This is a genomic window from Bradyrhizobium sp. WYCCWR 13022 (assembly GCF_030435535.1).
GTDB lineage: Bacteria > Pseudomonadota > Alphaproteobacteria > Rhizobiales > Xanthobacteraceae > Bradyrhizobium.
Genome location: NZ_JAUIZJ010000048.1, coordinates 186895 through 211218 on the forward strand (window position 1 = coordinate 186895; position 24324 = coordinate 211218).

The following is a 24324-nucleotide window of genomic DNA, read 5'->3' on the forward strand; positions in this document are numbered from 1 at the left end:
CCATCATCGCACGGTGATTTCGTCATCCCGTTACGCATTTCACTTGACCGCAGACGCGGCCAACTCGAAGATATTGTTCAGGGGTGTCGAGGATCGCCATGCTCGTGCAGGCTAGCCAAAGCCAATCCGGCTCGGCGCATGTCGTCGTGCTCGGCAATGAAAAGGGCGGCTCCGGCAAATCGACCACCGCCTTGCACATCGCGGTTGCGCTCCTGAAGGCCGGCCAGCGCGTCGCCACTATCGACCTCGATTGCCGTCAGCAAAGCTTCACCCGCTACATCAACAACCGCTCGGCATGGGCGCGCCGCACCAAGGTCGATCTCGAGCTGCCGGTGCATCGCTGCATCAAGCTCGGCGAGACCATGCAAATCGCCGACAACGAGAATTCCGAGTTCCAGCAATTCATGGAGGCGGTCTCGGCGGTGGAGAGCAGTTTCGACTTCATCGTCATCGATACGCCCGGCACCGACAGCTATCTGATGCGGCTGGCCCATTCGATGGCCGACACGCTGGTTACGCCGATCAACGACAGCTTCCTCGATTTCGACGTGCTCGGCACCGTCGATCCCGCCAACTACGCCGTGACGGGGGAAAGCCATTACGCCGAGATGGTGCGCGACGTCAGGCGCAAGCGCCGCCAGCTCGACGGCTCGACCACCGACTGGATCGTGGTGCGCAACCGCCTGTCGATGCTCGGCTCGCGCAACAAGCAGCTCGTCGCCGAGGGGCTGAAGGACTTGTCGCTGCGGCTGGGCTTCCGCTACGTCGACGGTTTCGCCGAGCGCGTCGTCTATCGCGAGTTCTTCCCGCGCGGCCTGACGGCGCTTGACGAGATCGACGAGGCCACGCTCGGGATGCGGCCCAATCTCGGCCATCTCACTGCGCGGGAAGAGGTGACGAGCCTGCTGCGCCAGCTCAAGCTGCCGCTCGATGAGCGCGGCCGTCGACGTGCGGCAAATCGCGCGGAGTGGTTCAGTCAGGTCGACAAGCCGCTCGAGGTTCACGACATCCTCGGGGCCTAGGCGGTACGCTGCTACTTCCGATCGATGATGGCGGCCGGTCCTCGAGGGAACCCAACGCCGCCCCAAGTCGTTTTCACCCGGCATTCACCGCGAAATTGAATCCGATCGTGACGGGTTGCGTCGGATGCTCATCTGCATCCGGACGTAGCGGTACCATAACAGGGTGCCCACCAAACGTGTGCGTCGCACAATGAAAGGGCTGCCGGATCACAATATTTAGCCTTCCTGTCACGCTGCTGTGACATATATTAGGGAATAGGCGACCAGGGGCCGGAGAGCCCCGGAAGAAACACGATTTTCAACAGGGATTCAGGCCGCAAGAGCCTGAGGCTGAGGACGAAAATGAAGCGTGGAATTGCCGTTCTGGTTTCTGTCGGAGCCCTCTGCGGCGTCGCCTATTTCACGGCGAGCAAGTGGGCCATCAAGCACGAGACCATCACCTTCTATGACGCCTCGCGCGACAATCGTCCCGTGCCTGTCGACATCGCCATCCGTCGCGACAAGGAAATGCAGGCCAACGCCGGCATGATCACCCTTCCGGTTGCCGTGATTAATCACGGCAACACCGTCAAGAACACCGAGTATGGCTTCCTCGCCAACATCTTCGCTGCGCGTGGTTATCTGGTCGTCAGCCCGCAGCACGATTTGCCGACCGACCCGCCGATGGTGACCAAGCCCGGCGAGCTCTATGTCGGCCGCCTGCCGCAGATCCTGCGCGGCGTCGCCAACATCCATCTGGCGATGCAGGAGATGAAGAAGGTTCAGCCCAACGCCGACTACTCCAAGGTGACGATGGTCGGTCATTCCATGGGCGGCGACATCACCATGTATTTCGCCAAGCAGTACCCGGATGAGGTCAAGAAGGTCGTCACGCTGGACAATCTCCGTGTGCCTTTCGTCACTGCGGGCAAGTTCAAGATCCTGTCGTTCCGTTCTCATGATCCGCAGTTCAAGACCGATCCAGGCGTGATCCCGACCGACGAGGAGTGCGAGAAGGCCGGTATTGAGGTTGTGAAGACCAACTTCCAGCACAACGACATGCGCGACACTGGCCCGGATGACGCCAAGAGCTCGATCCAGGGCATGCTCGATAAATTCCTGAGCGACACCGACAGTGCGATCGCACCGGTCGATACCCATTCTGCTCCGCCCAAGATCCTCGAGCCCGGCCCGGTCGCCCTGATGGCGCCAGCCAAGAGCTGATCTGAGAAGAGCTGACTCGCTCGACATAGCTCGAAATGCCTCTCAAAGCCTCCGCCGACACCTTCGGCGGAGGCTTTGCACATTGACCGGGCAGGGCGCGCTATCCACATTGGTGGCGTGACACCGAGTGTGATCCCAGATGTCCGGCGACCCCATCAAACCGCGCAATAGCGATGCCGTGTCGGCGAGAGCCGAAGGTGACGGCGCACTGCCGCAGGCAAAGACCTCGACCGCGGAGGACGTCGCCGCCTTCGTCGCCAAGGCGCATGCGCTGTCGCCGCATGCACCCGGTGCGAAAGGCCGCTTGATCTTCGCGCTGGATGCGACGATGAGCCGGCAGCCGACCTGGGACATGGCCTGCGCGCTTCAGGCCGACATGTTTCGCGAGGCCGCAGCGCTCGGCAGCCTCGACATCCGGCTCGTCTATTATCGCGGCTTCAACGAATGTCGAGCGACGGGATGGATTTCGGACAGCGGCAAGCTTGCGACGCTGATGAGCAAGATCGATTGCCGCGGCGGCGACACCCAGATCGGCAGGGTGCTGACCGATGCGCGGCGCGAGGCGGTCGCATCGGGCGTGCGTGCCGTGGTCTTCGTCGGCGACGCCATGGAAGAGAAGGTCGATGCGCTCTGCGCCAAGGCCGGCGAACTCGGCATGCTGAAAGTGCCGGTGTTCCTGTTTCAGGAAGGTCATGATGTGGTCGCCGAACACGCGTTTCGCGAAATCGCACGTCTGACGGGCGGCGCCTGGTGCCGGTTCGATCCGGGCGCGGCGGCGCAGCTGCGCGAGCTGTTGCGCGCCGCCGCGGCCTACGCTGCCGGCGGTCGCGAGGCGCTGTTGAAATTGGCGAAGACGGCGAGCGGCGCGGCGCAACTGATCGGGCAGATGAAGTAGTGCGTCAAGCCGGCGCGGCCTGCGCCGGAGGCTGAGCCGCGACCGGCGGCAGCAGGCGTCCCTGCACAATCGAGCGACTCGGCCCGCGCGAAAATCCAACGCAGCGCGAAGAGAGCAATCAGCGCAGCCCAGACGACGGAGGCGAGACCGAGAATGATTTCACCGACGATGGCGGGCAAGTGCCAGACCTAGTGCGCAGCGCGCCAGGCAAGGGCAAGACCTGCAAGGCCAAGCACGATACCGAAGAACGCGGCCGGTACTATCGGTGGCTTGAACACGTTGCTCATCGTTCCCTCGAAATCCTCACCATCACCCCTGCGATAATGATGCGACCTCCGCTACCGCCGACAGTGACGGAATTGAACCTCTCGTGTCACCTTCCGATCGTGGACTGATGGAAGGACAACATGCTTTTTGACAAGAGGGCGACTATATTCCGGCCATGACCCTGATCGCCGGCGTTGTGGCCGTTATCACGCTTTATCTGTTGCTCCAGATGTTCCGCGCCGCGAATCCGGCGGCGTTGGCGCGGGCCATCAAGGTCGGCGGCGGCGTGGTCGCGCTCGCAGTGGCTGCCTTCACCGGATTGAGGGGCGAACTGGCGGTCGCGATCCCGCTCGGAATATTCGGGGCGGGATTACTCGGCTGGACGCCGCTCGCGAATGCGGGGTTCGGGAATATGGGGGGGCTGTTTGGCGGTGGCGCAACGCGCCCGTCCGGCCAGAGTTCGCGCGTGCGCTCGCAATTCCTGGACATGCGGCTCGATCACGAGTCAGGCCAGCTCTCGGGCGAGATCGTCGCCGGACCTTACGCCGGACGCAGCCTCGACGAGTTCGATCTCGCTAGCCTGCTGGCGATGGTCCCGGCGTTCGACGCCGAGAGCGTGGCCCTACTCGAAAGCTATCTGGACCGCCGGTTTCCCGCCTGGCGTCAGAACGCGCAAGGCAACGCGGCAGGGGGGCAACGCCGCACGACGGCGAGCGGCAAAATGACGGCGGAGGAAGCCTATCAGATCCTTGGCTTGCAGCCGGGAGCGGGGCGCGACGACATCAGCCGGGCGCACAAATCCCTCATGAAGAAACTGCATCCCGACCAGGGGGGCTCGACGTACCTCGCTGCCCGGGTAAACGAGGCCAAGGATACTCTGCTTCGTACGCATAACGGCTAACTCCGGCACCACGCCACAAACGCCCGTACCGTGTAAGCTCCGCTTGCTCCGTTTGCCGTCGCCCGATGCCCGCCATTGTCGGCGTGGTCGATCCCTTGAGCAAAGTTTTAACCGTAAATTCTTGACGAGAGGTTGTCGCGGAACAGCTTCCCGCGCCACGGCATCCCCGAAACAAAAATGCCCGCGCAAGGCGCGGGCATTTCGGTTTGGAAAGGCCGGGAGAGCTCAGTTGCGGACGGTCATGCAGGAGATGTCGGCGCGCTTCAGCGTCCGGCACACTGCCTCGGCCTGGTCCCGCTCGAGGCCGGCGAAGCGGGCGCGGTAGAGCTTGCGATTGTCCCTGGCGACGACAGGCTCCGTGAACGGGTCGGCCTTGCTGAGCAGGCCTCGGGCCGAACTGCGGGCGGTTTCGATGCGCTGCTGGGCCTCGCTCTCGCTCTCGAGCGCGCCAACCTGGACGATCCAGCCGCTATGGGTAACAGCGGGCCTGGTCGTGGCGCTCATCTGGAGCGGCTGCGGTGCCGGATCGGCCGAGGCAAGCCTGGCGACGGGAGCGGGCGCCGGGGAAGCGGCCGTGGCCGCCGGGAGCACCCCGAGGATGCCCTTGCCGGTGCCGAAGCCTGCGGGCTGCTGCGGCATTTCGGACGGGGCGGGCTCCGACCTGTTGATGACGTCGGCCCGGGCGACTACGGCGCCGGAGGTCTCGGCGACGTCGTTGCGGGGTGAAATCGTGTTGGTGACCTGCGGGGCGACCTGGGTCGGGGCGGCGGAGGCAACCTTCACTGCGCCGGCCTTGACCTGAACCGTCTTGACCCGGACCGGCTTCATCGGCTCGGACGAACCCGGAATGAGGGAGAGCGGCTGGCTCGAGATCACGCCATTGGTAAGCGGCGCGGGCTCGATCCTGGACTCCATCGGCTTGGCTTCAGGCTTGGGCTGGACCGGCGGCATCGCGGCCGTCGCGGCGGCAAGGGTCGCCAGGCGCGAGGGACGCGGCGCGGCTGCCTCGGGGGAAGGAGCGGCCGCGACCTGAACCGGCTGAGCGGGGCGGGCCGGAATATCCGACGCATCGGCGACGTCGGTGTTGGCGTCTGCGCTATTACGCTCGGTCACCGCGGCGACGGTGTGGGTGGTCGCGCCCTTCTCGAGGTTCTCCGCGAGCAGGTTGCGCATGATGGCATCGCGCGACCCGCCGCTGCGGCCGCCCAGCACCACGCCGATCAAATGGCGGTTGCCGCGGCGCAACGAGGTCACCAGGTTGAAGCCGGAGGCGCGCGTGTAGCCGGTCTTGATGCCGTCCACCCCCTCGACGCTGCCGAGCAGGTGATTGTGGTTGCGGATCTGCTCACCGCGCCAGGTGAAGGAGGTGGTCGAGAAATAGCGATAATAGCGCGGGAAGCGCTCCTGGATGGCGCGGCCGAGCGTGGCCTGGTCGCGAGCGGTGGTGACCTGTTCGTCGTTCGGCAGTCCATTGGCGTTGCGATAGACCGTCTTGGACATGCCGAGCGCGCGCGCCTTGCGCGTCATCATCGCGGCGAAATCGTCCTCGTCGCCGGCGATCGCTTCCGCGATCACCACGGCCGCGTCGTTGGCCGAGCGGGTGACGAGGCCCTTGATCGCGTCTTCCACGCGGATGGTCTGGCCGGCATGCAGATTGAGCTTGGTCGGATCCTGGTCGGCGGCGTGCTGGGACACCGGCATCTCGGTGTCGAGCTTCATCTTGCCGGACTCCAGACGCTCGAACAGAAGATAGAGCGTCATGATCTTGGTGAGCGAAGCGGGATGGCGCAGCCCGTCGGGGTTGTTCGACTGGAGCACCGCGCCGGAATTGCCGTCGACGATGATCGACGCGAATTTCGGGCTGGAGCTCTCGGACGCTTCGCGCTGCACCCGGTGGTGTGCGTAATGGCGCCGATGGCGCCGCGCGTCGGCTGCATCGGTCGTGAAGATGACGGCAGTTGTGACCGTGAGAAGCCCGAAAACGCCGACCCGCGCCAAGCGCGAGGAAGACCAGTTGTTACGAAGCATGGAACCCCGTCCCCGTTTGTGACTTGATCACCGGCTCGTGAGGCGAAATTGTGCCCTGCGGACCCGGGATCATTACCTGCTCATGCTGTCCCTCCGCTGGTGCTCACTGCGGGGGACGTTGGGCCTGAGCCGCTGTTCTGGCTAAGGTGATGTTCTCAAACGGCTTTTGACCGTCTGCGGAAGGTGAACACGTCCAGGGAATCAGGGTAGGGTGCCGCGGTTTCCAAAAGCTTAAGGAACCCTTGCGGGAAAGCCCGGGAATCTCCGTAACTTGCATCGATTTTTGTGCGACGCACAAGATTCTTGACTTTTTTGTGCGTTGCACTAATTGTGGGCAGAGTCAGGGAGCCGGGGCTTCCGGACACGAGCCAGGGAAAAGGATTTCAAGATGTTCAAGGTTGAAGACTTCCAGAACTACGGGAAAGAGCATTTCGAGACGTGCGTTGCGTCCGCGACCTCGGTGCAGCACGGCCTCCAGGCGATCGCCAGCGCTTATGGCGACTACACCAAGAAGTCCTTTGAAGACACCAAGTCGTTCGTCGAGAAGCTTTCCGGCGTGAAGTCGCTGGACAAGGCGATGGAAGCCCAGACCGACTTCGCCCGCTCCGCCTACGAGACCTTCGTCGCGGAATCGCAGAAGATCGCCGGCCTCTACAGCGACCTCGCCAAGCAGGCGTTCAAGCCGGTCGAGACGGTCGTGTCGAAGTTCACGCCGGCCGCGCAGTAATTTCTAAACTCCTGGAATCAAAAAGCCCGGCTGAATCAGCCGGGCTTTTTTTCGTTTGTTGCGATGGCTTCGATCAGCGTGCCACGCGCAGCTTCGACAGCGACGTGCCGATGCTCTGGAAAACCGAGACGGTCTGGTTGGCCGACGTGATCAGGAAGAACTTGTCGGTGCTGCTCGCGCAATATTGCATCACGCTCGAGGTCGGATCGGAGCCGGTGTTGACCTGCACCGTGTAGATCGTGATGCCCTGGGCTTTGATGTTGTCGCACAGGATCTTCTGCCGTGCGTCGATCGAGCCGTTGAACTGGGTGTTGCCGTTGCCGTAGGCCGGCCAACGATCTTCGGTGTTGAGGCCGTCCGACAGCAGGATGATCGCCTGCTTGTAGGTGTAGTTGCTGTCGAGCGCAGGCGCATTCATCGGCGAACTTTGCTGAAGCGTCATCCACGCCCATGCCAGTCCGATCGGTTGGTTGGTACCGCCGGTGGGCTGCATGTTGTTGATCGTCGTCTTGATCGACGTCCAGTCGTAGCTCAGCGGCATGATCGGCTGAAGCTGGGGGCTGTTGCCGGTCTTGCAGTAATATTCGCCGTTTTCATAATACTCTTCGGCCGGGAACAGGGTCGCGACGTTGCTTGTCGTCGGCGTGGTGCTCTGCGTGTCGTAGGGCTGGGTGCGGTCGGTCACGCAGCCGGTCCAGGTGTTGTGGTTGGCCGGCGTCCAGGTCGAACTGGTGCATTGGCCCCAACTGTTGCGCGCAGTGCAGGTGCTGGTGCCGTTCGCAGAATTCCAGTCCGTCCAGTCGAGCCATGACTGGCTGTAATTGGTGCTGCCGACATTGACGTCCTTGGCGAAGGGGACGACCGAGATGTAGATGTCGCCATTGGTCTTCGCGAGCGTGCTGAGCTGGTCGACCAGGTTGCTGGCGGCGGTGCGCAGGGCGCCGATCTTCCCGCTCTGGGCCATCGAGCCGGTGTTGTCGAGTGCCATGGCGACGCGCATCCGCGTCATGCCCCAGGCACTGGTGGACGACGTGTTGATGTCGAGCGTCGGGTAGCCGGCAATCTTCATGAAAGTGGTCGTGAAGTTGCCGTCACCGGTGACCTGGATGGTCGAGCCCATGGACGTGCTCGCGGTGTAGGTCGCGTTAACCGTGACGTTCGGCAGTGCGGAGGTGTCGGTGAACAGCGCGTTGAAATAGGCGGTCGCCTTCGTGCTGATCTGCGCCGTTGTGATGGCGCCTGATGACAAGTCCTTGGACAGCATCAGCGCGGTCGAGTCGAGCGCTGCTTGCATCGAGGAGCGGGCCTGCACGGCGCGACTGTAGTCGACGGCCGCGCCGACGAAGCCCAGGATCGGGACCAGCGCGATGGCAAAGATCACGGCAATGTTGCCTTGCTCGGCCCCGGCGAAGCGGGCGAGCTGTCGTCTGGTGCGGCTGACAGCGGGCAAGCAAGACATGGCGATCCCCGAGATCTGTGATTTTGCCCGATTTCACGCCACATCTTTCAACGGCGGGTAAATTGGGCCGTAGAAAAACGGAGGAATCTCGCGCCGAACCGCCCCGGCCATGTCCGTGTCGGGTTCCTGGTCAACACGGTCTGAACAGGCTGACCGGAAATTTTTGTCAAATCGGTCCGGATTGATTAACCTTGATCAGGATCGCCCGGATCGGGAATCGGGACCGCCGCGGCCGCATTGGCTGGACCTTTGCACGCTTGCGACGAGCCGGGGGCAGGCCCATATTCCCAGTAATCGATCCGGTGCCGACCGGACCGATGGGAAGCGGCGATCCAACAAGGCGGCGCGCCAGTGCGAGGTCCCGGAAGGTGGGGCTGCGCGGCAGACTGTCATACGCTTCCGTGGGGAATTTGAACGCCTGAGCCATGCCGCAATTGTCTTCCAGACTCGACCTGTCCGCGGCCGCCGCCGCCCACGCTCCCCGGATGAGCAATGACGAGAACCGTTCCGGAGGCCCGGCGGGTCCGAACACGTCGGTCATCACCAAGGTCAAACCGAAGACCAAGCGGCCGAACCTCTACCGTGTGCTGATCCTCAACGACGACTACACGCCGATGGAATTCGTCGTCCACGTGCTGGAGAAGTTCTTCCAGAAGGACGTCGAGGCAGCGACCAAGATCATGCTGCATGTCCACCATCACGGCATCGGCGAGTGCGGCGTGTTCACCTACGAGATTGCCGAGACCAAGGTGACGCAGGTGATGGACTTTGCCCGCAAGCATCAACACCCGCTGCAATGCGTGATGGAAAAGAAGTAGGGCACGCCAAGGCACCTTCGAAGCCGCCCCTTGCGCACATGGCACAGTGTGATCGTCGCGTGATCTGTTGGCGTGGCGTCGATGACCATCGGCAAAACTACGGAAATCCGCGCCGGCGAGAATCCGTCTAGGAATCCTGCCCAAATCGGAACGGGTTTTGCATCGAAAATACCGCAGGTGTGTCGCTGCCGAGTCGCGGAACCGGTCTTTCGCCGCGATCTTGTATAACTATATGTGACAAAGGTTGTTGTTGCCTGACCGGGCGATGACGATCATGATGGTGGGGGCCATAGAGGACGCGAATGCCGACTTTTTCCCAAAGCCTTGAACAATCCCTGCATCGTGCGCTGGCGATCGCCAACGAGCGTCATCACCAATACGCGACGCTCGAGCATCTCCTGCTTTCCTTGATCGACGATTCCGACGCAGCCGCCGTGATGCGCGCCTGTAGCGTCGATCTCGACAAGCTGCGCACGAGCCTCGTCAATTATCTTGAAACCGAATTCGAGAATCTGGTGACGGACGGCGCCGATGACGCCAAGCCGACCGCCGGTTTCCAGCGCGTGATCCAGCGCGCGGTGATCCATGTGCAGTCATCTGGTCGCGAAGAGGTGACCGGTGCGAACGTGCTGATCGCGATCTTCGCCGAGCGCGAAAGCCATGCCGCGTACTTCCTGCAAGAGCAGGACATGACGCGCTATGACGCCGTCAATTACATCAGCCACGGCATTGCCAAGCGGCCGGGCGTCTCCGAGGCACGACCCGTGCGCGGTGTCGACGAGGAGACCGAGACCAAGGGCAACGAGGACGCCAAGAAGAAGGGCGAGGCGCTCGAGACCTATTGCGTCAACCTCAACAAAAAGGCGCGTGACGGCAAGATCGATCCGGTGATCGGGCGCAATTCCGAGATCAACCGCGCGATCCAGGTGCTGTGCCGCCGGCAGAAGAACAATCCGTTGTTCGTGGGCGAGGCCGGCGTCGGCAAGACCGCGATCGCGGAGGGCCTCGCCAAGCGTATCGTCGACAGTGAAGTACCGGAGGTTCTGGCGGCTGCGACCGTGTTCTCGCTGGACATGGGCACGCTGCTCGCGGGCACGCGCTATCGCGGCGACTTCGAAGAGCGTCTCAAGCAGGTGCTCAAGGAGCTCGAGGCGCATCCCAACGCCATCCTGTTCATCGACGAGATCCACACCGTGATCGGTGCGGGCGCGACGTCGGGCGGGGCGATGGATGCCTCGAACCTGCTCAAGCCGGCGCTCGCCTCGGGCACGATCCGCTGCATGGGCTCGACCACCTACAAGGAATACCGCCAGCACTTCGAGAAGGACCGCGCGCTGGTGCGGCGTTTCCAGAAGATCGACATCAACGAGCCGACGGTCGAGGACGCCATCGCGATTCTCAAGGGCCTCAAGCCCTACTTCGAGGACTACCACCGGCTGAAATACACCAATGAGGCGATCGAGGCTGCGGTGCAACTGTCCTCGCGCTACATCCACGACCGCAAGCTGCCCGACAAGGCGATCGACGTGATCGACGAATCCGGCGCGGCGCAGATGCTGGTCGCCGAGAACAAGCGCAAGAAGACGATCGGCATCAAGGAGATCGAGACCACGATCGCCTCGATGGCGCGGATCCCGCCGAAGAGCGTGTCGAAGGACGATGCCGAGGTGCTCAAGCATCTCGAGCAGACCCTGAAGCGCACGGTGTTCGGCCAGGACAAGGCGATCGAGTCGCTTGCGGCATCGATCAAACTGGCGCGTGCCGGCTTGCGCGAGCCGGAGAAGCCGATCGGCTGCTATTTGTTCTCGGGCCCGACCGGCGTCGGCAAGACCGAGGTCGCGAAGCAACTGGCGGCGACACTCGGTGTCGAGTTGCTGCGCTTCGATATGTCCGAATACATGGAGCGGCACACCGTGTCGCGCCTGATCGGTGCGCCCCCCGGCTATGTCGGCTTCGACCAGGGCGGCTTGTTGACCGACGGCGTCGATCAGCATCCGCATTGCGTTGTGCTGCTCGACGAAATCGAGAAGGCGCATCCCGACCTCTACAACGTGCTGCTCCAGATCATGGACCACGGCCGGCTCACCGACCACAACGGCAAGCAGGTCAACTTCCGCAACGTGATCCTGATCATGACCACGAATGCGGGCGCGGCGGATCTTGCCAAGCAGGCGTTCGGCTTCACGCGTTCGAAGCGGGAAGGCGACGATCACGAGGCGATCAACCGGCAGTTCGCGCCGGAATTCCGCAACCGCCTTGATGCCATCGTCTCGTTCGGCCATCTCAGCGTCGAGGTGATCGGCACCGTGGTCGAGAAGTTCGTGCTTCAGCTCGAGGCGCAACTCGGCGACCGCGACGTCACCATCGAGCTGTCTGAGCCCGCCAAGACCTGGCTGGTCCAGCACGGCTATGACGAGCAGATGGGTGCTCGGCCGATGGCTCGCGTGATCCAGGAGCACATCAAGAAGCCGCTGGCTGACGAAGTGCTGTTCGGCAAGCTCAAGGGTGGCGGCCACGTCCGCGTCGTCCTGGTCAAGGACGAGGCCGACGAGACCAAGGACAAGATCGGTTTCGAGTTCGTCGAGGGCCCGGTCACGCCGAAGCAGGAAAAGCTGCCCGGCACCCGCAAGCGCCCGCCGGGCAAGCCCAACAAGCCGGGCGGCCCCGGCGGCTCCAAGGGGCCGACCTCGAAGGGCCCGCTGGTCAAGGCTTGATCCGCGCTTCATGAATCTAAAAAGGCCGGCTGAAGAGCCGGCCTTTTTGTTTATGCCCTGTCATAAACTGAGGACGCTATTCGCCCCGCAGGCGCTGGTCGTCCTGCACGCGGACATGTTCGGCGCCGCGCGCACCCGCGGGCGACAGCCGCAGCATGCTCAGCATCGCGCCGCAGAGGGCAAATCCGACGCCGGTGAGAAGCGCGATCCGCGTTCCCTCAACCGGGTAGCGGCCGAGGAAGAGCGCGACCAGCGCCGCGCCCGTGGTTTGGCCGAGCAGGCGCGCCGTGCCCAGCATGCCGCTCGCGCCGCCGGCGCGGTCGCGCGGGGCGGCCGCGATCATGGTGCGATTATTGGGGGTCTGGAATAGACCAAAGCCGAAGCCTGCCAGGGCCATTCGCCAGACCACGTCGAGCGGCGTCGGGCTCACAGGCAGGAAAGCGAGCGAGGCAAGGCCACAGGCGAACAGCGTCAGCCCGACGCCGCCGAGTAGGCCGGCCGGATAGCGCTCGACCAGGCGGCCGGCGAGGGGCGCTGCGCACGCCACCGCGATCGGCCACGGCGTGATCAGCCGGCCCATATGCACGGCCGAATAACCGAAGCGGCTCTGGAGGTAGAAGGGGATCGCGACGAAGGCCAGCATCTGCCCGCAGAACGAGGCGATCGAGGTCGCAATCGACAAGCCGAACACCGGAATGCGCAGCAGGTCGACCGGCAGCAGCGGCGACTTCATGTGCGTTTCGCGATAAATGAGCAGTGCGCCGGCGACGATCGCGATCGCGAACTGAACCAGGCAGGTGACGGCCGCCTCGCCATGGCCGACACTGTCGATCGCGGCGATGCCGACACCAAAGGTGATTGCCGAGAGCCCCGCGCTCTGCCAGTCGAAGGAATGGCTCGCAGCTGTCGTATGTGGCAGGCTGCGTAGGCCGAACACGAGCGTGATCACGCCGAGTGGCACGTTGATGGCGAACAGCCAGGGCCAACTGCCGACGGCGAGGATGCCAGCGGCGAGCGTCGGGCCGACAGCGGCGGAGAAGGCGACGACGAGCGCGTTGAGGCCGATGCCGCGGCCGAGCAGGCTGCGCGGATAGGTGAAGCGGACCAGCGCCGAATTGACGCTCATGATGCCGGCCGCGCCAAACCCCTGGATGATGCGTGCGATCGTGAGCAGCGGCAGCGTATGTGCCAGCGCGCAGAAGGCGGATGCGAGCGTGAACAGCACGAGTCCGACCAGATAGACGCGGCGATAACCTACGATCTCGCCGAGCGAAGCCAGCGGCAAGAGCGAGATCGTGATTGCAAGCTGATAGCCGTTGACGATCCAGATCGAAAAGGCCGGGCTCGCATTCAGGTCGGTTGCGATCGTCGGCAGCGCGACATTGGCGATAGCGCTGTCGACGACGGCCATGGTGATGCCGAGCGCAATCGTCAGGATTGCCTGGTTGCGCTGTGGCTGCGGCAGGCCGTCGGCATGCTCGATTGGGACAGACATGGTCAAAGCGCGCTTGATTCGAGCTGTGAGTATCCCCTCGATTAGGAAATTGCTTCGACCATCGCAACCCGGCAGGACACGGGCGGTTCCTGTGCCTTACGCAGGTCGCCCGGCGCTCCGGGCATGGATCGGCGCGCTGTTCGTGCGCTCACCAGCGCGCGGTCGCCTTGCCGTAGATATAGAGCGCGACCAGGCCGAGTGTCACGACCGTCGAGAAGATCAGGATGCGGCGATCCCAATCGATCCGCGTCCGCTCAGCGCGGTCGAGATTGAGGGCCGTGAACAAGGCTTTCATGGCAAATCGGCGCATCGGGCTGCCTCGCAGGCGGCACGATGCCACGATCTGCATCGGCCGGATTGATGCAGCTCAAGCCAGCCCTTGCGGGCGCGGTCAATCACACCGGCGGTGGATTGCGGTCGGAGAAAGTGCCGCGCTGGTGCCAGTACGGATAGGGCAATGTCACCTTGCTCGCGGCATCGAGCTTGTTGATCTGGTCCTTCGACAGCGACCAGCCGACCGCCCCCAGATTTTCGCGCAGTTGCGCTTCGTTGCGCGCGCCGATGATCAGCGTCGAAACGCTCGGACGCCGGAGCAACCAGTTCAGGGCGATCTGCGAGACGCTCTTTCCGGTCTCCTTGGCGACCTCGTCGATGGCGTCGACGACGCGATAGACGTGTTCGTCGGGCACGGGTGGTCCGAAATCGGCAGTCTGCGGCAGGCGGCTCACTTCAGGCTTTGGCTGGCCGCGGCGGATCTTTCCGGTGAGGCGGCCCCACCCGAGCGGCGACCAGACCACGGCGCCAAGTCCCTGGTCGAGACCGAGCGGCATCAGCTCCCACTCATAGTCGCGCCCGACCAGCGAATAATAGGTCTGGTTGGCGACATAGCGCGGGAAGCCGTGCTTGTCGGCAACGCCGAGCGATTTCATCAGGTGCCAGCCCGAGAAATTCGAGACGCCGACATAGCGGATCTTGCCGGCGCGCACGAGTACGTCGAGAGTGGCGAGCACCTCCTCGGGCGGCGTCATGGCGTCGAAGCCATGGAGTTGGAACAGATCGATATGGTCGGTGCCGAGCCGCTTCAGCGAGCCGTCGATCGCCGCGAGCAGATGCTGCCGCGACGAGCCGATGTCGTTGAGGCCGTCGCCGAAGCGGAAGGTGGCCTTGGTCGAGACCAGCACCTTGTCGCGGCGGCCCTTGATGGCTTCGCCGAGGACGCGCTCGGATTCGCCGAGCGAATAGACGTCGGCCGTGTCGAACATCGACACGCCGGCTTCCAGGCAAATGTCGAGAAGGCGCCGCGCTTCGGTCGCGTCGGTCGTCCCCCATGCCGCGAGGCGACCAACACCGCCGAAGGTGCCCGTGCCAAGGCTCAAAGCGGGCACCATGAGGCCGGACCGGCCCAAGCGTCGGTATTCCATCGAACTGCTCCTCGTGGCCGGCGGTTGATTGGCGCGACCTTGGGTGCCGATCGTAATGCAAGCAAGCGCCTTGTCCTATTGCGTGCTGACATACCCGCCTTGCTCGGGAATGGCCTGGCCGTGCAGACGCATGTCGTCGAAGGCTGCATCCTGCGACGCGCGAGTACCTTCGCCTGAGGCAAAGGCTCCAAAGGTGGCTGGCCGGACTGGATGTCAGTGCCGCAATTGGCTCTGCCTGAAGTCGCGCGGTGACATCCCGAAATGCTCACGGAAGACGCGGCCGAAATGCGAGACGTCGTTGAAGCCCCAGGCAAACGCGATCTCGCTCACGTGGCGATGAGCGAGCAGGGGCGAGGCGAGGTCGCGCTTGCATTGCGCCAGGCGCTCGGCAAGCACATGGCGCTGGAACGAGGTGTCCTCGTCGGCGAGGAGATCGTTGACATAGCGCGAGGAGATGCCGAGCGCTGTGGCGGTCTCAGCCAGCGAGAGATCGGGATCGGCGAGGCGCGCACGGACATGCGCCTTGAGCCGGTAGAGCAGGGCGGAGCGATGAGTCGAGGACGGCAGCGATGTCGAGCCGAGCCGCTCGCTCAGTGCCATCGCCAGCAAGTCGACGGCCTGCTCGGACAACGCGGCGGCGCTGTTCGGAGCAAGCCGGTCCGCGCTCTGGCAGAGCCTGAAGATGAAATCATAGGCCAAACGCTCGACCGGCATGTCGGCCCCGAATGTGATCGCGGTGAGTGTCTCGGTGCCGCCGAGCCGCCGCTGCAGCATCTCGCGGGGCACCTTGAAGATGGTCTGCGAGAACGAGTCCTTGAATTTCAGCTCATAGGGACGCGTAGTGTCGTAGAGCGCGAACTCGCCGGGATGGATCACGGTGTCGCGACCGTCCTGCACCACACCGCCATCGCCGCGATTGCCGAGGGCGACCAGAACATAATCCTGATCCGAGCGGGCGATGCGCGAGGGCGTGCGGAAGACGTGCTGGCGGTCGGAGCACACTTCGGAGCAGACGGCCTTGCCGAGCGGGGCTTGCGTGACCGAGCCATGAAAGGCGCTGCCGAGGTCGGACTTGCAGTCCAGCCCGACGAAGACGTCGCAGACGATATCCTGCCAGAGGGCGAGCCGCCGATAGCCGGGGCTGCCGTCGGTCGTGAACTGGATTGTCATCGGCAGGCCTCCCTTTCACCTCGGGCAAAACCGCATGGTGGCGCAGATCCAGCCTGACCGCAGGCAAGTTCCGTACCGGGGCGCGATCCCCTCCAGTCGAGTTTTTGTTCCGCCGTGGTCGAGCGCGCGGCCGCCCGGCTTGGCCCAATAGACTGCATCGGACGCGGTCTTGGATCAACCGGCAATGGAGGCGGCAATGGGCATCGAACATCCGAAATACAAGGTCGCGGTGGTGCAGGCGGCACCCGCCTGGCTCGATCTCGACGCGTCGATCGACAAGTCGATCGCGCTGATCAGGGAAGCCGCCGAGAAGGGTGCCAAGCTGATCGCGTTTCCGGAGGCTTTCATCCCCGGCTACCCCTGGCATATCTGGATGGACTCGCCGGCCTGGGCGATCGGCCGCGGCTTCGTGCAGCGCTATTTCGACAATTCGCTGTCCTATGACAGCCCGCAGGCCGAGCGGCTGCGCGAGGCCGTGCGCAAGGCCAAGCTCACGGCCGTGATCGGACTGTCCGAGCGCGACGGCGGCAGCCTTTATCTGGCGCAATGGCTGATCGGCCCCGACGGCGAGACCATCGCCAAGCGTCGCAAATTGCGGCCGACCCATGCCGAACGCACGGTCTATGGCGAAGGCGACGGCAGCGATCTCGCGGTCCATGCCCGGCCCGACATCGGCCGCATCGGTGCGCTGTGCTGCTGGGAGCATCTCCAGCCGCTGTCGAAATACGCGATGTACGCCCAGAACGAGCAGGTGCACGTGGCGGCGTGGCCGAGCTTCTCGCTGTACGATCCTTTCGCGCCGGCATTGGGGGCCGAGGTTAACAACGCCGCCTCCCGCGTCTACGCGGTCGAGGGCTCCTGCTTCGTGCTCGCGCCTTGCGCGACGGTGTCGCAGTCGATGATCGACGAGCTTTGCGACCGGCCCGACAAGAATGCGCTGCTGCATGTCGGCGGTGGTTTCGCCGCCATCTATGGACCCGACGGCAGCCAGATCGGCGACAAGCTCGCGCCGGACCAGGAGGGCCTGCTGATCGCCGAGATCGACCTCGGCGCCATCGGCGTCGCAAAGAACGCAGCCGATCCGGCCGGGCATTATTCGCGGCCCGACGTCACGCGTTTGCTGCTCAACAAGAAGCCCTACAAGCGGGTCGAGCAGTTCGCGCTGCCGGTCGACACCGTCGAGCCTGCCGACATTGGCGCGGCAGCGAGTTGATCACCGAGATCGAGGGGAGGACATGACCATGGAATCCGCAATTCCCGCGTATCTCGAAACCCAGCGCACGCGCCACAAGCGCGTGCCTGACGATTACCAGCCGCCATATCCGTCGTTTGTGGCGCGCTACAAGCCCGGCGTGAGCCGCGTCGTGATGGCCTATTTCGGCGTGCAGTACCGTGGGGCCGCGCAGGCGGCTGCGATGCAAGCGCTCGCCGAAATCGCCGGGCTGTTTGCCGGCGAGGGCGGTCCCACGCACTGGGATCGCGCACACTATGTCGATCAGGTTGGCCACGGGAACACAGTCTCGGTGGCCTATTGGGACAACATCGCGCGCTTCGACGCCTGGTTTGCGCCGGCACGCGAGGCTTGGACGGGAAGGCAGCGCAACGGCATCGGCACCTTCGTCGAGATACTACGACCCGCTGTCGCGCGGCACGAGACGCTATTCTCCTCGCTCGGCAGGCCCGAAGGTGTCGCGGCGATTGCGGACGGCATGAGCGGGGAAGTGCAGGAGCACGCGTATTGGGGCGGCATGCGCGATCGCATTCCGCTGTCGCAGACCGATCCGATGTCGCCCGGCGGCAATCCCGAGTTGATCCGTGACGGTACGCGGCTGCGGGTAAAGGCGAACGACAATCTCTGTTTGATCCGCTCCGGGCAGGATTGGAGCGATACTGAGGCATCCGAACGGAAGCTCTATCTCGACGACGTCGAACCGGTGCTGCGCGAGGGCATGGATTTCCTGCGCGACGATGGGCTCGCGATCGGCTGCTATGCCAACCGCTACATGCAGGTGCTCTCCGCCGACGGCAAGGCGAGTGAAAAATCCTACGGCCAGAGCTGGTGGAAAAGTCTTGCTGCACTGGAGCGATGGGCGGAATCGCACCCGACCCACGTCAAAATCTTCGGCGCGGCGATGAAATATCTGTCGACGCTCGGGCCGTCAGCGAAGCTGCGACTCTATCATGAAGTTACGGTGGCGGCCGCGGATGAGCAGTTCTTCGAATATCTGAACTGTCATCCGAAGACGGGAATGCTTGCGGCGGTCGAGACTGTTACGGCTTAGGCTACGCAATGGCCGAGCAGCTCCGGGTGCGCGGCGCAGATGTGATGCGCGCCTGCGCCTCGCAGCTCGGCCTCGCTGCCATAGCCATAGAGTACGCCGATTGCCGTCATGCCGTTGGTCCGGGCGCCGACCACGTCATGGCTGCGGTCGCCGATCATGATCGCGCTACGCGCATCGATCTTGGCTTCAAGGAGCGCGTAAGCAAGCAGGTCGCGCTTGTCGGCGAGCGTGCCGTCGAGCTCTGAGCCGAACACGCGCTCGAAATACGGCTTCAGGCCGAAGTGCTCGACGATGCGGGTAGCGTAGACGGCGGGTTTGCTGGTCGCGACGAACATGCGCGCACCGGTCGCGGCCACTGCCGCCAGAGTGTCGTGAATGCCCGGATAGGGTGAGTTCTCGAACAGCCCGACCTCGGAAAACCGTTCGCGGTAGAGCAGGAGCGCCTGGTCGGCCAGCGCGTCGGTTCCGGTCAGCGCCTTCAGGCTCGCATGCAGGGGCGGCCCGATGCACCAGGCCAATTCATCCTGGCTCGGGACCGCCTGCCCAAGTCTTTTCAGGGCATACTGGATCGAACCGGTGATCCCGGGCTTGGGATCGGTCAGCGTACCGTCGAGATCAAAATAGATTGTCTGCATTCGGGCCGGGCTCAGCATTGCCAATTCCGGCCGTTGCTAGTTGCCTTGGGGCTCGAGTTCAAGAGCCGATATTGGGAGCGACATGGCGTTCGTCCGGGCTCAGAAGCTGATCTGGTGGGGGCTCGCTGTGGCGTTCGTTTTCACGCCGGCGCTTGCCGAGGATGCTCCGGTCCCTCCTACCCAGCTTGGCCCCGAGGCGCCGGCAAAACCGGCAGGGGGCGAGCCTGTGCGCGAGAGCGACACGCGGGAGTCGATCTGCCTGATCGTGGAGGCGGCCGCGCGCGATGCCAACCTGCCATTGGAATTCTTCGCCCGCGTGATCTGGCAGGAGAGCCGCTTTCAGGCCGATGCGGTCGGGCCAATGACGCGCAGCGGCGAACATGCGCAGGGCATCGCGCAGTTCATGCCAGGCACCGCGAGCGCGCGCGGATTGCTCAATCCGTTCAATCCGGTGCAAGCGCTGCCGAAATCCGCCGAGTTCTTGAACGAGTTGCGCAACCAGTTCGGCAATCTTGGTCTCGCCGCGGCCGCCTATAATGCCGGTCCGCGACGGGTGCAGGAATGGCTCGCCGGCACCGGTGGCATGCCGGACCAGACGCGCAACTATGTCTACGCCATCACCGGTGCGAGCATCGACACATGGGCCAAGACCGGCGGCACCGGCAAGGGGCCGCCCAGTTCACCGCCGACGAGTTGCCGCGATCTCATGGCGCTGTTGAAGCGCGCACCGAACCCGTTCGTCGCCGAGCTCGAGCAGCATGTCGAGCTCGCCGCCGCCAAGATCTGGGGGGTGCAACTCGCCGCCGGCTTTGACCGCAACAAGGCGCTGGCGATGTATTCCCGCGCGGTGACGCGCCTCAGCAGCGTCATCGGCGAGCGCGATCCCAGCCTGTTGAGCTCTGTGGTGCGCAGCCGCGGTTCGCACGCGTTCTACCAGGTGCGCATTGGGGCTGACACGCGAAGTGAGGCTGACGATCTCTGCAACCGCATCCGGAAAGCAGGCGGGGCCTGCTTCGTGCTCAAGAACCGGGGCGTGAACGGATAAGGAGTGCCGAGCGCATGCCAGCCCCGCCGCGGGCTTCCTTGACGCGGCCGCTCGCATTGCCCGTTATGCAGGCACGATTCCGCAACCCTCGGCCGAGCTCGCGTGGCGCTTCCTCCGCTCGATTCCCCTCAATGGCAAAGTCCCTGGCGCGCCTTCGCCTGGGGACTGCGCTCGATCACGCAGACGATCCTTACGCTCGTCCTGTTCGCGACCTATCTCGGCATCGGCGCGCTCGCTCACGACACCCATTTCAGCCTGCTCTGGGCGCTCTGCTCGACGCTGTTCGTGTGGGCAGGACCGGCGCAGATCATTTTGATCACCACGCTCGGCTCGGGCGCGACCATCGTCCAGTCCGCTATTGCTGTCACCGTCAGCGCTGTCAGGCTGTTTCCGATGGTGGTTTCGGTGCTGCCGCTGATGCGCACGCCGACGACCAGGCGGCGCGAGCTGTTCTTTGCAGCCCATCTCACGGCGGTGACGCTGTGGGTCGAATGCCATCGCTTCCTGCCGCAGGTGCCGCGCGAGCGACGGATCGCCTTCGTCAACGGGCTTGGCTTCGGTCTGGTCTCGGTGTGTCTCACCGCCAACACGGTCGGCTATTTCCTCGCCGCCAATCTGACGCAGTCGCTGGGCGCTGCGATCCTGCTGCTGACGCCGTTGTCCTTCCTGTTCTCGACCGCGCGCAACAGCCGCGAGGTCGCGGACGTGGTTGCGCTCGCGCTCGGGGTTCTGCTCTATCCGCTGGCGGCGAGGATGAACTCCGGCCTCGACATCCTCGTCAGCGGCCTTGTGGCCGGCACGATCGCCTATGGCGTGCATTGGTGGCGCGAGGTGCGCGCATGAGTGCTGCGCAGCTCATTGGCGACTGGCAGGCGCTGGTCGTGCTGTTCGTCGCCGGCGTCATTCCCAACCAGATATGGCGCATGCTCGGCCTGTGGTTCGGCGGCGGTATCGACGAGGGCTCCGAGCTGCTGGTCTGGGTGAGGGCGGTCGCGACCGCGATCCTGGCCGGCGTCATCGCCCAGATCGTGGTCCAGCCGCCCGGCGCGCTAGCCAGCGTGCCAGACGTCCTGCGCTATGGCGCGGTGGCCGCCGGCCTCGTCGTATTCCTTCTGACCCGGCGTTCGATCTTCGCGGGCGTCGTCGCCGGCGAAGTCTTCATGCTGGCCGGCAAGTGGTGGTTGGGCTAAAACCGCCAGCGAACAGCCAAGGAACTGGAAATATGGTTCGCGAAAACGAACTCCGCGAGGGCGAGGTCGCCATCGGGCTGCCACCCGTGGAGGACGCCGGTCTCGTCTTCATCGGCCGCATCCGCACGCCCTGGACCTCGCGGCTGGAGACGCCGCGGCAGGGGCGCCAGGACGGCCCGATCTGCCGCCTCGAGATCTTCGAGCCGTTCGTGCCGGCCATCAAGGGCGTCGATTTCTACAGCAATCTCGAAGTGCTATATTGGCTCGACAAGTCGCGCCGCGACATCGTTCTGCAGAGCCCGAAGAACAACGAGAAGACCCGCGGCACGTTTTCGCTGCGCTCGCCGGTGCGGCCCAACCCGATCGGAACGTCGATTGTGAAACTGGTCGGCATCGAGGGCAATACGATCCTGGTGCGGGGCCTCGACTGCCTCGACAATACGCCGCTGATCGACATCAAGCCCGACCGCTGCGAGTTCACCCCGCTGGCTGCGCCGCAGCCGGGGGATTTTCAGACTGAATGACGATCAGCCCTTCAACGCTGCGATCAGCTTGGTCGCGTTCTCTTCCAGTACCTTGACGTCTTCCTTGCGGCTCGCGGGCGGCAGCATCGCCACGCCATCGTGGCGGGGCAGGACATGCATGTGGAGATGAAACACCACCTGTCCGCCGGCGGCCTCGCTGAACTGCTGCACGGTGATGCCATCAGCCTTGAAGGCCTTCATCGCGGCAGCCGCGATCTTGTGCGCACCGCGGGCGACATGGGCGTAGTCGTCCGGCTTGACGTCGAGGATGTTGCGGGCAGGGGCCTTCGGGATCACCAGCGTGTGGCCAGGCACCCGCGGCATGATGTCGAGGAAGGCGAAGACATGCTCGTCCTCGTAGACCTTGTGGCAGGGAAACTCGCCGCGCAGGATCTTTGCGAAGATGTTGTTGGGGTCGTAGGCGGTCATGGCGGGCTCCCAGAAATTTTGCGCTTACTGTCACCAGCGACGGCGAACCGTCAAGGCGCCTCGTCGACGCCTTTCCGGAACGGGCCGAGCTCGGCGAGCTCCCGTCCAGCCTCCGCGACATAGGCGCGTTCGCGCTTGAGGTAGTCATCGATGGCGCGGCGCAGGCCGGGATCGGCGATGAAATGGGCCGAGTGCGTGGTCCGCGGCAGGTAGCCGCGCGCGATCTTGTGCTCGCCCTGCGCGCCGGCCTCGACATGCGTGAGACCGTGTTTGATGGCGAAATCGATCGCCTGGTAGTAGCAGACCTCGAAATGCAGGAACGGATGGTGCTCGACGGCGCCCCAGTTGCGGCCGAACAGCGTGTCCGAGCCGATGAAGTTGATCGCGCCCGCGATCCAACGGTCGTTGCGGCGAGCCATCACCAACAGCACGTCCTTGCTCATCGTCTCGCCCACCAACGAAAAGAACTCGCGCGTGAGATACGGACGGCCCCATTTGCGCGAACCGGTCTCCATGTAGAATTCGAAGAAGGCGTCCCAGGCGTCCTCCGTAATGTCCTTGCCCGTGAGCCAGTGGACGGTGACCCCTGCGGCAAGCGCGTCGCGCCGCTCGCGCTTGATCGACTTGCGGTGGCGCGAGTTCAGCGTCGCCAGGAAATCGTCGAAGGTTTCAAAACCCTCGTTGCGCCAGTGGAACTGCTGGTCGGTGCGCTGGAGGAAGCCGTGCTGGGCGAGCAGCTTCCACTCGGCCTCGCGCGCGAAGGTCACGTGTACCGAAGAGGCCTTGCTGACGCCGCACAGAGCCACCAGGCCGCTCGCCAGCGCCTCGCTGATGCGCTCGCGATCGACGCCATCGCGGACCAGGAGCCGCGGTCCTGTGGCGGGGGTGAAGGGAACCGAGACCTGAAGCTTCGGGTAATAGCGCCCGCCGGCGCGCTCATAGGCATCGGCCCAGCCGCGGTCGAAGACATACTCGCCCTGGCTGTGCGACTTCAGATAGCAGGGCACGACACCGGCGACACGGCCGTCGATCTTGGCGACGAGATGCCGCGGTCCCCAGCCGGTGCGGATCGTGGCCGAACCTGATTTCTCAACAGCGGAAAGAAAGGCGTGCGAGACGAACGGGTTATGGGCGGGCTTTAAGAGGCCGCGCGAGTCGCCGTGAAGCCCGGATGAGGTCCCCAAGCCGTACCCATTGCAGATCTTGCCGGGATTGGCGCAGGCGTCCCAATCCTCCGGCGAGACTTCGCCAATGGACGGTACGGCCTCCAGGGTGATGTCGGATGATGCCATTGCGCCCAAGATCGTGCATTGCAGCAGCGACTTCAAGGGTCGGGAACATCAAGCTTACGGCACGAAGCCCTCAAAGATCATCTGGTCGGCATATTGCCCGACCCGCGTCCGCTGCTCTCCCGTGCGCACGGTCCAGCCCAGCAGGGCGCAGCCGAACACGTTCCGTGCGATCCAGGGGGCCGGCGCCGGAAGGTGATCGACCTTGAAGGCGACGAAATGCGGCTGGGTCCGAAAACCGTGGCGCAGGTACATCATGCTGTCGCGCTGTTCCCGGGTCAGGTGGGCCCAGTATTCATCCTCATAGCTCCGCTGCGCGACGATGCCGCGCGGGCGGTTGGGCAGCAGCTCGCGCAGCGCCAGCACCTGGTCGGGGTCGAAGGACATGCCGACCGCTTGGCCCTGATAGGACGTCAGCACTTCGGCCATCCGCTTCACCAGCTTACGGTCGCCGTCGAAATGGCTCTTCACCTCGATCACCAGCGGCACGCGGCCGGCGACCATGGTGCAGAGGTCGCTGAGCGACATCATCCGCTCGGGCGTGTCTTTGAACGTGACGGCCTTCAGCTCCGCCGCGGTTTTTGCGACCACCGGGCCTGTGGTCTCGGTGAGGCGGCCAAGCGCATGGTCGTGATGCACCATGGCCTCGCCGTCAGCCGAGAGCTGGATGTCGACCTCGATCGCAAAATTGCCTGCGATCGCGGCCTGAACCGCGCCCGGCATGTTTTCCACGATGCCACGCGAAATGTCATGCAGGCCGCGATGGGCGACCGGCCGCGCTGTCAGCCAATCCGGAGCACGCACGATGCT

At 64.2% G+C, this 24324-nt stretch carries 23 protein-coding genes; 13 read left to right on the plus strand and 10 right to left on the minus strand.

What is annotated here, in order from left to right; all coding sequences use genetic code 11:
- Nucleotides 1–98: 98 nt before the first annotated feature.
- From QY049_RS37865 to QY049_RS37880, 4 genes are all read left to right on the plus strand, one after another.
- Nucleotides 99–1022: a division plane positioning ATPase MipZ gene (locus QY049_RS37865; protein WP_194482374.1), complete on the plus strand. Its 924-nt coding sequence runs from the start codon at nt 99–101 to the stop codon at nt 1020–1022.
- Nucleotides 1023–1364: 342 nt separating this feature from the next.
- Nucleotides 1365–2225, plus strand: coding sequence for an alpha/beta fold hydrolase (locus QY049_RS37870; RefSeq protein WP_194482375.1), 861 nt, complete (start codon nt 1365–1367; stop codon nt 2223–2225).
- Nucleotides 2226–2364: 139 nt separating this feature from the next.
- Nucleotides 2365–3120, plus strand: a complete 756-nt coding sequence (locus QY049_RS37875) for a VWA domain-containing protein (RefSeq protein WP_301270629.1) — start codon at nt 2365–2367, stop codon at nt 3118–3120.
- Nucleotides 3121–3562: 442 nt separating this feature from the next.
- Nucleotides 3563–4288: a DnaJ domain-containing protein gene (locus QY049_RS37880; RefSeq protein WP_194482377.1), complete on the plus strand. Its 726-nt coding sequence runs from the start codon at nt 3563–3565 to the stop codon at nt 4286–4288.
- A 225-nt stretch (nt 4289–4513) separates the two neighbouring features.
- Here the strand turns inward: QY049_RS37880 and QY049_RS37885 are convergent, their stop codons facing one another.
- On the minus strand, nt 4514–6316 hold the full coding sequence (locus QY049_RS37885; protein WP_194482378.1) for a serine hydrolase: 1803 nt from the start codon (nt 6314–6316) through the stop codon (nt 4514–4516).
- A gap of 388 nt (nt 6317–6704) precedes the next feature.
- Here QY049_RS37885 and QY049_RS37890 point away from each other — a divergent pair, with 388 nt between their 5' ends.
- Entirely contained in the window at nt 6705–7043 is a 339-nt protein-coding gene (locus tag QY049_RS37890) for a phasin family protein (protein WP_148754857.1), read from the plus strand.
- A gap of 73 nt (nt 7044–7116) precedes the next feature.
- On the opposite strand, the gene QY049_RS37895 is transcribed toward QY049_RS37890, so the two are convergent.
- Nucleotides 7117–8502 (minus strand): pilus assembly protein, encoded by a 1386-nt coding sequence (locus tag QY049_RS37895; protein WP_194482379.1) that lies wholly within the window; start codon nt 8500–8502, stop codon nt 7117–7119.
- Nucleotides 8503–8987: 485 nt separating this feature from the next.
- Here QY049_RS37895 and clpS point away from each other — a divergent pair, with 485 nt between their 5' ends.
- Nucleotides 8988–9320, plus strand: coding sequence for an ATP-dependent Clp protease adapter ClpS (gene clpS / locus QY049_RS37900; protein ID WP_027530069.1), 333 nt, complete (start codon nt 8988–8990; stop codon nt 9318–9320).
- 302 nt (nt 9321–9622) lie between these two features.
- Complete coding sequence (clpA, locus tag QY049_RS37905) at nt 9623–12034, plus strand: ATP-dependent Clp protease ATP-binding subunit ClpA (protein WP_194482380.1); 2412 nt, start codon at nt 9623–9625, stop codon at nt 12032–12034.
- Between the two features lie 76 nt (nt 12035–12110).
- Here clpA and QY049_RS37910 read toward each other — a convergent pair whose 3' ends face one another.
- From QY049_RS37910 to QY049_RS37925, 4 genes are all read right to left on the minus strand, one after another.
- On the minus strand, nt 12111–13529 hold the full coding sequence (locus QY049_RS37910; protein ID WP_301270630.1) for an MFS transporter: 1419 nt from the start codon (nt 13527–13529) through the stop codon (nt 12111–12113).
- Between the two features lie 148 nt (nt 13530–13677).
- Nucleotides 13678–13824, minus strand: a complete 147-nt coding sequence (locus QY049_RS37915) for a hypothetical protein (protein ID WP_258767134.1) — start codon at nt 13822–13824, stop codon at nt 13678–13680.
- Nucleotides 13825–13924: 100 nt separating this feature from the next.
- The gene (locus QY049_RS37920; protein ID WP_301270631.1) at nt 13925–14950 is read right to left on the minus strand and encodes an aldo/keto reductase; all 1026 of its coding nucleotides are present in this window, start codon (nt 14948–14950) and stop codon (nt 13925–13927) included.
- Nucleotides 14951–15163: 213 nt separating this feature from the next.
- A complete protein-coding gene (locus QY049_RS37925; protein WP_258766607.1) occupies nt 15164–16120 on the minus strand; it encodes a helix-turn-helix domain-containing protein in 957 nt (318 codons plus the stop codon).
- Nucleotides 16121–16316: 196 nt separating this feature from the next.
- Between QY049_RS37925 and QY049_RS37930 the strand changes: the two genes are divergently transcribed.
- Both QY049_RS37930 and QY049_RS37935 read left to right on the plus strand, forming a co-directional pair.
- A complete protein-coding gene (locus tag QY049_RS37930; protein WP_194482385.1) occupies nt 16317–17333 on the plus strand; it encodes a carbon-nitrogen hydrolase family protein in 1017 nt (338 codons plus the stop codon).
- Nucleotides 17334–17361: 28 nt separating this feature from the next.
- Nucleotides 17362–18402: a phenylacetaldoxime dehydratase family protein gene (locus QY049_RS37935; protein WP_301270721.1), complete on the plus strand. Its 1041-nt coding sequence runs from the start codon at nt 17362–17364 to the stop codon at nt 18400–18402.
- Here QY049_RS37935 and QY049_RS37940 read toward each other — a convergent pair.
- A complete protein-coding gene (locus QY049_RS37940) occupies nt 18399–19037 on the minus strand; it encodes an HAD family hydrolase (RefSeq protein WP_301270632.1) in 639 nt (212 codons plus the stop codon). The genes QY049_RS37935 and QY049_RS37940 overlap by 4 nt on opposite strands.
- Nucleotides 19038–19119: 82 nt before the next feature.
- Between QY049_RS37940 and QY049_RS37945 the strand changes: the two genes are divergently transcribed.
- The 4 genes from QY049_RS37945 to tsaA all read left to right on the plus strand — a co-directional run bounded on the left by QY049_RS37945 (nt 19120) and on the right by tsaA (nt 21796).
- Nucleotides 19120–20082, plus strand: coding sequence for a lytic transglycosylase domain-containing protein (locus QY049_RS37945; protein ID WP_301270633.1), 963 nt, complete (start codon nt 19120–19122; stop codon nt 20080–20082).
- A gap of 102 nt (nt 20083–20184) precedes the next feature.
- Complete coding sequence (locus QY049_RS37950) at nt 20185–20925, plus strand: AzlC family ABC transporter permease (protein ID WP_301270634.1); 741 nt, start codon at nt 20185–20187, stop codon at nt 20923–20925.
- A complete protein-coding gene (locus tag QY049_RS37955; protein WP_194482389.1) occupies nt 20922–21272 on the plus strand; it encodes an AzlD domain-containing protein in 351 nt (116 codons plus the stop codon). The genes QY049_RS37950 and QY049_RS37955 overlap by 4 nt, the downstream gene beginning before the upstream one ends.
- Before the next feature lie 32 nt (nt 21273–21304).
- Complete coding sequence (gene tsaA, locus QY049_RS37960; RefSeq protein ID WP_301270635.1) at nt 21305–21796, plus strand: tRNA (N6-threonylcarbamoyladenosine(37)-N6)-methyltransferase TrmO; 492 nt, start codon at nt 21305–21307, stop codon at nt 21794–21796.
- A gap of 3 nt (nt 21797–21799) precedes the next feature.
- Here tsaA and QY049_RS37965 read toward each other — a convergent pair whose 3' ends face one another.
- Genes QY049_RS37965 through QY049_RS37975 form a run of 3 tightly spaced genes read right to left on the minus strand, consistent with a single transcriptional unit; the run spans nt 21800 to nt 24318 of the window.
- On the minus strand, nt 21800–22225 hold the full coding sequence (locus QY049_RS37965; RefSeq protein WP_194482391.1) for an HIT domain-containing protein: 426 nt from the start codon (nt 22223–22225) through the stop codon (nt 21800–21802).
- Nucleotides 22226–22275: 50 nt separating this feature from the next.
- Nucleotides 22276–23517, minus strand: coding sequence for a GNAT family N-acetyltransferase (locus QY049_RS37970; RefSeq protein ID WP_301270636.1), 1242 nt, complete (start codon nt 23515–23517; stop codon nt 22276–22278).
- A gap of 54 nt (nt 23518–23571) precedes the next feature.
- Nucleotides 23572–24318, minus strand: coding sequence for a glycerophosphodiester phosphodiesterase (locus QY049_RS37975; protein ID WP_301270637.1), 747 nt, complete (start codon nt 24316–24318; stop codon nt 23572–23574).
- Nucleotides 24319–24324: the final 6 nt, after the last annotated feature.